General features: G+C 27.4%; 12 protein-coding genes, 3 tRNA genes, 1 riboswitch and 1 other annotated feature. Of the genes, 2 read left to right on the forward strand and 13 right to left on the reverse strand.

Annotated features, from left to right (window positions below):
* Positions 1–15 precede the first annotated feature (15 nt).
* The 6 genes from EJJ37_RS09810 to EJJ37_RS09835 form a co-directional block, all read right to left on the reverse strand.
* The gene (locus tag EJJ37_RS09810) at positions 16–1,086 is read right to left on the reverse strand and encodes a mannose-1-phosphate guanylyltransferase (protein WP_133015405.1); all 1,071 of its coding nucleotides are present in this window, start codon (positions 1,084–1,086) and stop codon (positions 16–18) included.
* 69 nt (positions 1,087–1,155) lie between these two features.
* The gene (locus EJJ37_RS09815) at positions 1,156–2,532 is read right to left on the reverse strand and encodes an aldehyde dehydrogenase (RefSeq protein WP_133015406.1); all 1,377 of its coding nucleotides are present in this window, start codon (positions 2,530–2,532) and stop codon (positions 1,156–1,158) included.
* Positions 2,533–2,561: 29 nt separating this feature from the next.
* Positions 2,562–3,290, reverse strand: coding sequence for a DUF3298 and DUF4163 domain-containing protein (locus EJJ37_RS09820; RefSeq protein WP_133015407.1), 729 nt, complete (start codon positions 3,288–3,290; stop codon positions 2,562–2,564).
* A 356-nt stretch (positions 3,291–3,646) separates the two neighbouring features.
* On the reverse strand, positions 3,647–4,429 hold the full coding sequence (gene rluF, locus EJJ37_RS09825; protein WP_133015408.1) for a 23S rRNA pseudouridine(2604) synthase RluF: 783 nt from the start codon (positions 4,427–4,429) through the stop codon (positions 3,647–3,649).
* 68 nt (positions 4,430–4,497) lie between these two features.
* On the reverse strand, positions 4,498–5,490 hold the full coding sequence (locus EJJ37_RS09830; protein WP_133015409.1) for an anti-sigma factor domain-containing protein: 993 nt from the start codon (positions 5,488–5,490) through the stop codon (positions 4,498–4,500).
* A gap of 15 nt (positions 5,491–5,505) precedes the next feature.
* Complete coding sequence (locus EJJ37_RS09835; RefSeq protein WP_133015410.1) at positions 5,506–6,096, reverse strand: class D sortase; 591 nt, start codon at positions 6,094–6,096, stop codon at positions 5,506–5,508.
* A gap of 394 nt (positions 6,097–6,490) precedes the next feature.
* On the opposite strand from EJJ37_RS09835, the gene ispF reads away from it, so the two are divergent.
* The gene (ispF, locus tag EJJ37_RS09840; protein ID WP_133015411.1) at positions 6,491–6,961 is read left to right on the forward strand and encodes a 2-C-methyl-D-erythritol 2,4-cyclodiphosphate synthase; all 471 of its coding nucleotides are present in this window, start codon (positions 6,491–6,493) and stop codon (positions 6,959–6,961) included.
* A gap of 70 nt (positions 6,962–7,031) precedes the next feature.
* On the opposite strand, the gene EJJ37_RS09845 is transcribed toward ispF, so the two are convergent.
* The 4 genes from EJJ37_RS09845 to EJJ37_RS09860 all read right to left on the reverse strand — a co-directional run bounded on the left by EJJ37_RS09845 (position 7,032) and on the right by EJJ37_RS09860 (position 9,572).
* On the reverse strand, positions 7,032–8,345 hold the full coding sequence (locus EJJ37_RS09845; RefSeq protein WP_133015412.1) for a Na+/H+ antiporter NhaC family protein: 1,314 nt from the start codon (positions 8,343–8,345) through the stop codon (positions 7,032–7,034).
* An 83-nt stretch (positions 8,346–8,428) separates the two neighbouring features.
* Positions 8,429–8,592: riboswitch (SAM riboswitch) on the reverse strand.
* 171 nt (positions 8,593–8,763) lie between these two features.
* Positions 8,764–8,839, reverse strand: a tRNA-Lys gene (locus EJJ37_RS09850).
* A 9-nt stretch (positions 8,840–8,848) separates the two neighbouring features.
* Positions 8,849–8,922: transfer RNA gene (locus tag EJJ37_RS09855), tRNA-Gly, on the reverse strand.
* 53 nt (positions 8,923–8,975) lie between these two features.
* Positions 8,976–9,572, reverse strand: coding sequence for a hypothetical protein (locus tag EJJ37_RS09860; RefSeq protein WP_243124867.1), 597 nt, complete (start codon positions 9,570–9,572; stop codon positions 8,976–8,978).
* Positions 9,573–9,819: 247 nt separating this feature from the next.
* Between EJJ37_RS09860 and EJJ37_RS09865 the strand changes: the two genes are divergently transcribed.
* Complete coding sequence (locus EJJ37_RS09865) at positions 9,820–10,221, forward strand: HNH endonuclease signature motif containing protein (protein WP_133015414.1); 402 nt, start codon at positions 9,820–9,822, stop codon at positions 10,219–10,221.
* Positions 10,222–10,305: 84 nt separating this feature from the next.
* On the opposite strand, the gene EJJ37_RS09870 is transcribed toward EJJ37_RS09865, so the two are convergent.
* The 3 genes from EJJ37_RS09870 to EJJ37_RS09880 all read right to left on the reverse strand — a co-directional run bounded on the left by EJJ37_RS09870 (position 10,306) and on the right by EJJ37_RS09880 (position 11,680).
* Positions 10,306–11,085 (reverse strand): polysaccharide deacetylase family protein, encoded by a 780-nt coding sequence (locus EJJ37_RS09870; protein ID WP_133015415.1) that lies wholly within the window; start codon positions 11,083–11,085, stop codon positions 10,306–10,308.
* Between the two features lie 190 nt (positions 11,086–11,275).
* Positions 11,276–11,349: transfer RNA gene (locus tag EJJ37_RS09875), tRNA-Gly, on the reverse strand.
* A gap of 94 nt (positions 11,350–11,443) precedes the next feature.
* Positions 11,444–11,680, reverse strand: coding sequence for a hypothetical protein (locus EJJ37_RS09880; protein WP_133015416.1), 237 nt, complete (start codon positions 11,678–11,680; stop codon positions 11,444–11,446).
* Between the two features lie 153 nt (positions 11,681–11,833).
* Positions 11,834–12,043, forward strand: a binding site (T-box leader).
* Positions 12,044–12,265 lie beyond the last annotated feature (222 nt).

Below are 12,265 nucleotides of genomic sequence, written 5' to 3' on the forward strand. Positions count from 1 at the left end.
ACTTTTAACTTTTCATTAAATAAACGCTCCAAAATCAGGATTATCATTAATATCATTAAGCAAATGCTTAATCTCCTGATCTTTATCTTTATCCATTACTAGGATAACATCACCAGCATCAACAACGACTAAATCCTTAACCCCGAAACCAATAATTAATTTTTCATCTCCTCCAAATATGGAGCAATTTTCACAATCCTGGATATAGACATTGTTACTTATCTTATTGTTCCTATATTCGCTTAAATACCTACTTAAGGCACTAAAGCTTCCTATGTCATCCCATTGAAAAGCTCCTTTTATTACATAGGCTTTTCTAGTTCTTTGCATTACTCCAAAATCTATAGAAATACCATCGATGTTTTCATATTCTTCCCTAATTACATCATCCTCATCTTCTTCTCCTAGATGTTGATAGATTTTCATTAATGACTTATACATCTTAGGCAAATACTTTTCAATTTCCCTTAATATAACATCTGCCCTAAAAACAAACATACCTGAATTCCATAGATAAGTTCCTTTTAATAAAAAATCCTTAGCTACTTCCATATTAGGTTTCTCTGTAAACCTTGCAATTTTATATGCTTGAGAAGCAGATGTTATTCGTTCTCCCATTTCAATATATCCATAACCAGTTTCAGGCCTAGTTGGAGTAATGCCTATTGTAACTATTCCTCTACGTCTATTAGCTATTTCAATAGCTTCTGATAGTGTATCTAAATAATCCTTTTGCCCATCAATGTGATGATCAGAAGGTAAAACTACCATTACAGCATCATTATCTTTTTTCAATAACTTAATAGCTGATAATCCTATACAAGTAGCAGTTTCTTTATTTGCTGGTTCAGTAAATATATTTTCAGAATTAACATCTGATAACTCATCTCTTATTTTTTCTACATAATCCCTGTTAGTTACCACATAAATATTGTCCTTCTTAATTAAAGGAGTAATTCTTTCAACTGTATTTACTAAAAAGCTTTTATTATTAATAACCTTTAAAAATTGCTTAGGTTGATTTGCTCTTGATAAAGGATATAGCCTTGTACCTTTTCCTCCAGCTAAAATTAGCGCGTATATCACAAAATTCCACTCCACGTAGTACTATGATTTATTATATGAGTGCCTTTTGTCAATTGTGAAATCATATTATTATTTCATTACTTTCTTTAAAATATTTATTTTTTCTTTATAAGGCGCAAATCTTACATTAAATTCTACAAATGTTCCTCTCTCCATAACTGACCTTTTATGAGTAAAAGTATCAAAACTAGCCTTACCATGATAATTACCAATTCCACTATTTCCTACTCCACCAAATGGTAAATTGCCATTAGCAACATGAATTACAGTATCATTTATAGTTACCCCTCCAGATGTTGTACATCTTAAAATATTACTTATGCTCTTTTTATTTTCTGAAAAATAATATAAGGCTAAAGGTTTTTCTCTCTTATTAATAAAAGTTATTACATCTTGTATATTATTAAATTCTATTACCGGTAATATAGGTCCAAATATCTCTTCAGTCATAACTTTGGAATTAACATCTACATTAGTTAGAATCGTCGGTTCCATATACAATTCAGTACTATCAATGTTACCTCCATAATATATATCTCCATCATTAATATATTCTTTTAACCTATTTAATGAAGCATTATTAACTACTCTCGGATAATCAGGACTATTTTTAACGTCTCTTCCAAACTGTTTATGTATTTCTTCAACAATTAATTTTAATAATTTATCTTTTATATTCTCATGAACAAATAAATAATCTGGTGCTACACATGTTTGACCTACATTTAAAAATTTTCCCCATACTATTCTCTTGGCTGCAAGTTCTAATTTGGAATCTTTATCAACTATACAAGGACTTTTTCCACCTAATTCTAATGTTATAGGTATTAAATTTTTAGCAGCCTTCTCCATGACTATTTTTCCTACTCTAACACTACCAGTAAAGAATATATAATCAAATGGAAGATCTAATAAGTATGATACTGCTTCTTTCCCCTCTAATGGACTAACTACTTTCAAGTACTCTTCATTAAAGTTTTCATTAATCATTTCTTCTAATAATAAAGATATATTTTTTGTATTCTCTGACGGCTTTATTATGGCTGTATTACCAGCAGAAATAGCTCCAATTAATGGAGCTATTACTAATTGAAATGGATAGTTAAAAGGTCCTATAATTAATGTTACCCCATAAGGTTCTTTATATATATAGCTTCTAGAAGGATAATATATTATTGGTGACTTTCTCTTTTCTATTTTTGCCCACTTTTTAATATTTTTTATGTGCATATTAATTTCATCATATACAATTCCAACTTCAGTTGCATAACCTTCAAAATTAGACTTTCCTAAATCTTTTCTTAATGCCTCTAAAATCTTATTTTCATTTACTTTAATTACTTGCTTTAGCTTTTTTAAAGTCTCTATTCTAAAATTAATATCATTTGTTTTTCCTAAATTAAAGAATTCTTTTTGTCTATTAAATATTGGTTTTATATAATTCATTCATTAACCCTCTTATTTGAAAATTTTGATTATATTTTACCATATTTCAAATTTCCTTCAAGAAGATTATTAGGGATAATAAACTCTGATATTCCTGCTGCATATGGAGCTATTTCATATAATCCAAAATAAATGATAACTGTATTATTTTTTATATAGAAATTTTGATTATCCCCTATTCCATTAAATCCATCTTTACCAGTAAAATACCTATCAGGATCTTTACTTATCTGTCTACTTATTTCCTTATTAATTACATCCTTATAATTATAATTATCTTTAAAAATATCCTTTAATTGCATCTCAATGCCACTTGATTTTTCTATATTATAAGCAATTCTATTTGTTATACCATGAGCTCCACCTGAAAATTGATAATAATCTATATAAAAACTAATAATATCTGAATTGTTAGTAAGCTTGTATCTTGCATATAATTGATATGGCATTAATGGTGTTGGCTTATCCTTAAAGTATTCATCTGCAACTTGTTTAACTTCATTAATCCAGTTTTCTGTCCACTTTATAATCTTATCATTAATTGCATCTTCTTGTTTTTTATCACTTATACCTGTTACTTGTGGAACAATTACATTAATGTCTAAATAATTGTTTTTAGATTTGTATATTTTATCCACAATTTTTACATTTGAATTATCTTCATTCAATCCACCACTTTTCAACATAGCCTGTGGATAACTTTGAATACTTATCAACAACACTAACACTACTAAAAACCACATTTTTAGCCATTTCATAAAATATCCCTCCTCTACATTCGCTAAATTTTACACTTATTTTATTATTATCTACAATAATGTTTATAATTATTAACTTATATATCAACATTTTTTTAACAAGTTATCCACAGGCACCTGTGGATTATGTGCGTAACCTCTAGTTTTTGTTAATTTTATAAATATATTTCATATTTAAATTTTATTTCTTGTTGATTTTATCCACAACCTATATATAGTATTAATAAAATGTCCTAAATCTAAACATCAAATAAAAAAATAAACCATAATATAATAATAAAATTTTATTATTATATTATGGTTAAAATTTATCTAAGCTAAATTCTCTTGAATTGATTTTAAAGTAATTTTAAATATTATTCTTCATCAACTTCCTTTGTTTTTCCTGATGTTGATATTAAGCTATTTAATCCTTTTAACTCTTTATAAGTTAAATCTCTCCATTCACCAATTCTTAACTCACCTAAGTTTATATTCATTATTCTAATTCTTTTTAATTTTACAACTTCATATCCTAAAGCTTCACACATTCTTCTTATTTGTCTATTTAATCCTTGAGTTAATATTATTCTAAATGTATTATTGCCTTCTTTTTTAACATAACACTTTTTAGTAACTTGCCCTAAAATCCTAATTCCATTACTCATTCTTTTCACAAACTCTTCATTAATAGGCTTATTAACAGTTACTATATATTCCTTTTCATGATTATTTCCTGCTCTTAATATTTTATTAACTATATCTCCATCATTAGTCATTAATATTAATCCTTGAGAGTCCTTATCTAATCTACCTATTGGAAATATTCTTTTTCTATGATTTACAAAATCAACTATATTACCTTTAACCTTATGCTCTGTTGTACAAGTAATTCCTACTGGTTTATTTAAAACTATATAAACTAAATCCTCATCTTTAGATATTAGTTTACCATTTACCTTAACTTTTTGACCTTTTGATACTTTTGTTCCCATTGTAGCTTTAACACCATCAATAGTAACTACTCCACTTTCTATTAACTTATCTGCTTCTCTTCTTGAACAAAAGCCTGATTCACTTATATATTTGTTTAATCTAACCGTATCTCCTCTATCATTATGAACAATTACATTTTTCTTTTTTATAGACCTTTGTTGCATATTTACCTTCCTTTGTTTTTCTTAATTTTAAATTAGAAATTAAACTTTTAACTTTTTTAAAATTTTACCTAATTTAACTTATGTTCAGATCCAGCATTATTTAATCTTACCTTTAAATCTTTTTTATAAACAAAATCCGCTGTTTCTTCTAAACTATTATGTTTTAAAGCTTTCCCAGTAATTGTTATAACTATTCCTGAATCCTTTACCATTTCATTTTCATTAGCATATTCTATTATTTTACATAGAGCTTTATCAATATTATTATCTAACACACTAGTTTCAGCAATTAATGTCTTCCCTTTTTCAGTAGATGAGCTAACATCTAAAACTCTATTAAATCCGTTTATTTCTAATCTAATTGGCGAAGTAGTTTCTACCACTACTGTACTGACAACATTATTATATTTATATATTATAGATAAAACAAAAATTAATGCAAAAATAGATATAATAGATACGTATAATTTATAATCCTTTAAACTCTTTTTTTCTATAGCTTTTATTTCTTCTCCCCTAAAACAAGTCTCTTTCAATTTAAGCTTCTTAAATTCACCTATAGATGTCATAACAATAGCATTTTTTTTATTGCTCTCTAAAACTATTCCATCATGCCCCATTTTTTCTTCATATTCTATTATATCTTTTCCTAAATCCTCTTCAGTATTTTCAACTATTTGAATATAATCTTGTAAATTTTTATAATTTGGGTTTCCTAATATTAATGTATATGCAATTATATAATCCCTATATTTATTAATATATTTTGAATCTACTCTAGCTGCAATACGTATTGCATCTACCGGAATATCTTCTTCTTTTATAAATCTATCATACAATTCAACGTTATTAGTTATAAACATTGCTATATTTAGTAACTCATTTCTTATTGAATAACTTACATTATCTTTAATTAAATCTCTCACTAAAACTTTATATTTTAATAGCTCTGAAGTAAGATTTATTACCTGTTGATTTCTAAACTCTATTACTTCATCACTAATTAATATCAATGGTTTTATTGAAGAAAATCTGTATTTATTTTTATGAAACTTGTCCATTTTTGCCTCCAACAATTACAAATCTTCTCTTCCTATTAGTTTTCCTGTTACTATTACTCTTCGTTTAGATCCTATAGTACATGTTATTAAAGTCATTTTCTCATAATCAGCATCATCCAAAACTTCAACCTGATCAGGATCAACTATAAAACTACTATCTACTTCATAAGTATATCTTCCATCTTTAGTTGTAACAATAACTTCATCTCCAACCTTAACTTTATATAAATTTATAAATGCATCTGTAAAATCTGAAACTCTATGTCCTGCTACCGCGAAATTTCCTACCTCTCCTGGCATTGCTGAATCTGGAAATCTTCCTAGAAAATATTTAATTACATCTTCTGTAATTCCATCAACAACTGGTTGTTTCAATTTAATTGATGGTATTTCCATTATAGCTACTGGTGTATATCCGTTTATTGGTTCTAAACTTACTGGCTCACTACTTTCTTCATTCTTAACCTCTACTAGCTGACTTTCAAAAGCTTCTAATAATTCATTTTGTTTGTGCGATGTTACTATTTTTTTATAAGCAACATTTACTATTATCCCAACACCTATAAGTATTAATACAATTCCAAATACTCTTCTAAACTTTCCCACTCATTTCACCCCTAAAAAATAATATTTTTCTATTTTTGTACATATATAATTTTTTCTACATATATTATAACATAAAGCATAAAAAAAACATTAATACATTTTAATGTAAGTTATATGGGGGAGTTTATGAAATATAATAAAGATAATGTGATTTACATCGATTTCATATTCAAAAGAAAAAGAATTAATTCTAAAATCATTTTATTTTTTTATAAGCTTTACTCAAAGCTAATTACAATATTACCAAGTAAAATAAAATTATCTAGAAATAAAAAAACATCTTTATATAATAATCGCAAAACTTCCAACTATTAATTATAAATATCCCATTTTTATTATATTCATATTTCATCTTGTGATAAAATATATTTAAAAAAATTAACGAGGTGATTTAATGAGAATAGGAATGGGATATGACGTACATAAATTAGTTGAAGAAAGAGATTTAATTCTAGGAGGAGTTAAAATTCCTTATGAACTTGGTTTATTAGGTCATTCAGATGCAGATGTATTATTACATGCAATAATGGATGCTTTACTTGGAGCTTCTGCCTTAGGAGATATCGGCAAACACTTTCCGGATACAGACCCTAAATATAAAGGAATCTCTAGTATTGAATTATTAAAACATGTAGGTAACCTTTTAAGTACACATAATTATAAAATTGGAAATATAGATGCAACAATAATTGCTCAAAAACCTAAAATGGCTCCACATATACCTACAATGAGAGAAAATATTGCCTCTGCTCTAAATATATCATTAGACCAAATAAATGTTAAAGCAACTACAGAGGAAGGACTTGGCTTTACTGGAGAAGGACTTGGAATTTCTTCTCAAGCTATTTGTTTACTTTTTAATTAAGAAATCAACCTTTTAATAAATCTTTTCTAATTAAAAAAAGTTAAGAGTTGCTAATTGCAACTCTTAACTTCTAAACTACTTTGTTTTCTTTAACTACAACATTTTTATTCTTTTTTCTATGATACCAAACTATAGCGATAATAGCTGAAATCCCCATTAAATATGGATAGAATAAATATTTCATTATTGCAAAAGGCGAAAGAGCTGCTAATCCTGCTGCAGATATAAGTTGTGCTCCATATGGTATAATTCCTTGGAATACACATGAGAACATATCCATAATACCTGCAACTCTCTTAGGTTCAAGTCCAACTTCATCTGATATATCTTTAGCTATAGGACCTACTGTAACTATTGCAACTGTATTGTTAGCTGTGCAAACATCTACTAAACTTACTAAAGCAGCAATTCCAAGCTCTGCTCCCATTTTACTCTTAAATCCTCTCAATCCCTTATTTATTATAAAATCAATTCCACCATTATATTTTATTATTTCTATAGTTCCTGCAATTAAAATTGATATTATTATAAGTTCACTCATTCCAGCAATACCATCTGCTATTGCTCCAAAGAAACCTAATAGATCAAAACTTCCTCCTATAAATCCTATAATTCCTGCTATTACTATTCCACCTAATAAAACCACAATAACATTTAAACCAACTAATGCTCCAACTATAACTGCTATATAAGGAACTATCTTAATTAAACTATAATCTAATGCTTCAACAGTAGTTACTGCTCCACCTTTTGCTATTAATACAAATATAAATGCTGTGATAATAGCTGCTGGTAATACTATCTTAAAGTTCATTTTAAACTTGTCCTTCATTTCACAACCTTGAGTTCTAGTTGCTGCAATAGTTGTATCTGAAATCATAGATAAGTTGTCACCAAACATTGATCCACAAACTACTGCTGCTACAGCAATAGCTGTAAGTATTCCTGTTTTTTCCGCAACTCCAACTGCAATTGGTACTAACGCAACTATTGTTCCCATTGATGTTCCAACTGATAATGATATAAAACAAGCAATTACAAATATTCCTGCAATCATTATATTACTTGGAAGTATAGATAATCCTAAATTTACAGTTGAATCAACTGCTCCCATAGATTTTGCAACTTGTGCAAAAGCTCCTGCTAGTATAAATATTAATACCATCAAAATAATATTAGTATTTCCTGCTCCCTTACAGAATATCTCCACTTTATCTTCAAATTTCACTTTTCTATTCATTACTAGCGCCACTAATGCTGCTGCTAAAAACGGAACTATTATCGAAACTGTATAAAAATCTTTAGCTAATAAAGCTGATGATATATAAACAATTATAAATACAAGTAACGGTAATAATGCCCATCCATTCCCTCTCTTGTTCATTATTAATTCCTCCTACATTAATTTTTTAACAAAAAAAGCTTCTGAGAAACTCAGAAGCGTAACTATCAAAACTACATATATTTCTCTCATCTATCAGGATTTAGCACCACGTTCTACTAGTGACAAGTTACAGATCACAAGTGACAAGTTAAAATTTAACAACTTGTCACTTATCACTTGTCCCTTGTCATCTACGACAGGTTGCCGGGTTTCATAGGGCCAGTCCCTCCACCGCTCTTGATAAGTTATTTTCAATTTTCATTAATAAGATTAACAAATTAATAAATTAATGTCAATAAAAAAATTTTTCCTATAATATTTTATTGTAATTATTGTAAAATTTTCTAATTTATTAAATTTAACTTTTTTAAATCTATTTACATAAAAAAAGGAAGTAACTACATTACTTCCCTTTTAATGGTGCGCCATCACGGGTTCGAACCGGGGACACCCTGATTAAGAGTCAGGTGCTCTACCAACTGAGCTAATAGCGCATAAAAAAATGGAGCGGGTAGTGGGAATCGAACCCACCTTTCCAGCTTGGAAGGCTGGAGTATTACCGATATACGATACCCGCATGTTCTTGACAGTAATAATTATAATAAATACTAATTACACTGTCAAGTTTTTTTATATTACTTCAGTAAGATTTTTTTGCAATATATTTCTAAATTTTTCTCCCGCTTGTTTATTACTAGTAGCATTTTTACACAAGTCTAACCATGCTATTATATCTTCCTTATTTTCTTTTCTAAATGCTTCTTCACTATTTGACATATAACTTGAATCCAGAACAAACTTTCCTAATTCCTCAGGTTTTTCAAAAATTTTTAAATATAAAAACTCACTACTATCTCCATACCAAGTTCTATTAAAGTCTCTTACAAATTTCTTTAGTTCTAGCATTAATTTATTCTTAGGTAAATCCCAACACTTCTTAATTATAGTAACTTGATGTCTCATCTTTTCTGCTTCTTCTTTAGTGATTTTTTTACTTCTTTCTCCATCACTTATTACTTGTTCTACAGGCTTTATAGGAATTGCTGATACTCTACCATCTCTAGAATTAATCCATATATAAAAAGCTTCTGGTAAAAAAGAGTATTGAATATACCCTATTAAGGCTCTAATATCTGGTACGTAACCCCAAATATTATTTAATCCACTCTGCCTGCAGAAAATCAATGTGTGAATATAGAGGCTTTTATCTGTGGGCCTCCTATTCATAAGCATATGCCCTCTAATAGTTTTGTTCTCACTAATTAGCTCCTTCCAATAGTCAAAAGAATTATAATTTTGCCTCACATTATCACCTTCTTCATAATTTTTAATATAATATATTATAATATATTATATATTAATACTAACACTTTACACTAAAGCTAATCAATAGTAATGGTTTAAAGTTATGTAAATTTGATATTTCACACAATTTAGATTATAATATAATAAAAGGATTAAAGGGGGCAATCCATTGTACAATTGTGAGATATGTGGCGATAAAGCGGATATTCATCATATAATTCATAGGAGTGAAGGTGGTTTTGATATCGAGATAAACTACAAGTATTTATGTGCTTTGCATCATAGAGGTAAAAACGGTCCGCATCAAAATCAATTCGTTGATCTTCAATATAAAATTGATATGCAAACTAAATTGTACAGCATTCTGCCAAAAGAATATTATTCTCCAAAAGAAATATCTCAAATTTTAGGTATTCATAATAACTCTTTAAAAAGGTTATTAAAAAATCTTAAAAGATATAAAGAAGGATATAAAAAAGAGGATATAATCTTTACTTTAATGGGTTGTGTCAGATATACTGTAGATACTTTAGAAGAACTTGCTTTAGATTTATTAATAGATGCTCTTTAATATTAAAATTCTGAAATTATAGTAGTATGTAATAAGTTTTCTTATTTCTACTACTTTTTTTGAAATAAATTCATTAATATATTCTTAAGATAACAACTTTTTAAATTCCTCTATACTCATTGGATCAACTTCAATTCTTTTTAGTTTATATCTATTACTTTTATAAGATATTTTCCCTTTCTGTATAGTTACAGCCGCTTTTATATTAAGTTCATTTGCTATATTTATTACTTTATTACTATACCATCCAAAAGGATAAGCTAAGTAATCTCCACTTGCACCAATATTATCTCTTAAAAATTCTTGTGCACCCTTTATTTCATTATAAATATTTTCTCTTGATAATAAACTTAATCTTGCATGATCTATAGTATGATTTTCTATTTCCATACCTGTGCTTTGCATTTCTTTTAACATGTCAGCTGTCATATAATAACCATCACCAACAAAATTTGTTATTACAAAAAATGTAGCTTTTATATTATTTTCTTTCAAAATTGGAAATGCATTTTCATAATTATCCACATATCCATCATCAAAAGTTATAACTATGGGGTTTTCTGGAATTAAATCATTTTCTAAGGCCATTATTGCCTCATCTAATGTTAATGAATTAAAATCATTATCATTTAACCATAACATTTGTTCTTTAAACATATTTATTGGTAAAACCATCTTATTTTCAGGATCATTATCATTTATGGAATGATACATAAGTATTGGAATCTTTATATTTTTGTTATTATATTTTTTATTTTCTTTAATAGATACTATTTCAAATTTATGACCATTATTTTCACTTATAAAAAATATACATAAAGACATTGTTATTACTAAAATACTTGTTAATAAGAGCCTCTTCATTTTATGCTAAAACTCCTTTTATATTAAATCATTACTTTTATCACCCTTAATACTTCATAATATTATTTTAACTATTTTAAGTTTTATTATAATAAATTATTTCTCTCTCTTAACATTACTGAAAAAATTTATCTTATTAGCATAATATTTTAGAAAATAAAAAAAGCTGTGAAAAAACACAGCTTTGATTTGGAGCGGGTAGTGGGAATCGAACCCACCTTTCCAGCTTGGAAGGCTGGAGTATTACCGATATACGATACCCGCATATTTATTTTTTATTAAGTTCCTCTGAACAATTAAGATTATATTATTATTAATACAACTTGTCAATATATTTTTTAAAATTTATATAATATTTTTATATTCTCATATTAAGTTGTACAAAAGCTTCTCCAGAAGGTTTTCTGAATTCGTAAGTATTCCCTCTTTCCTTATCCCCTATTATGAATAATCTTCTATCACTTATTATTGTAAATCTATTAAAAAATGCTTCTCTATTATTTCTCCAATATCTTAATACCCAATGATTAGATCTACTTGAAAAGTATTGAAGCCAATCATAAGAAGAAAATTCTATAGAATTATAATCATACATAAAACTCACTCCTTAAACTTTATTTATACAATAAAATACTATGCTACTTTACTTAATAATATGACTTGTTAAGCAAAAATATTTTCCCCTACAATTTATTGACATTACAAAGCTAGATAATTATAATTATTGTTAAGTAAAATTCTAAATTATTTTAATTCGATGAAGAGACGAGTAAATTAAACCTTCATTTTCAGAGAGAAAATACATTAGCTGGAAGTATTTTTAAATGAAATTAATTGAAGACTACCTCTGAGAGACTCTAATCAAGTCCGTCGCATCACGTTACGATGTTTACTTAAGTGGTCTATATTAGACAATTAAGGGTGGAACCGCGGGAATTATAATGCTCTCGTCCCTTTTCTATACTATTTTGTATAAGAAAAGCGACGAAGAGCTTTTTTTATACAGTAAATTAACACTATATTTAAGATAAAGCATAATTCATTTAGAGTTAATTTAAAATCTGCTACACAAACACTTTAATTCTTTTTATTACTGCTTAATTCTTAAATAATATAAAATGAAACTCATTGTTATATTCAATTCGATGAATAAGTTCAATTAAATGAAGGGAGATATAGA

Origin of the sequence: Clostridium cuniculi (assembly GCF_004353185.1) — a bacterium.
Taxonomy (GTDB): domain Bacteria; phylum Bacillota; class Clostridia; order Clostridiales; family Clostridiaceae; genus Clostridium; species Clostridium cuniculi.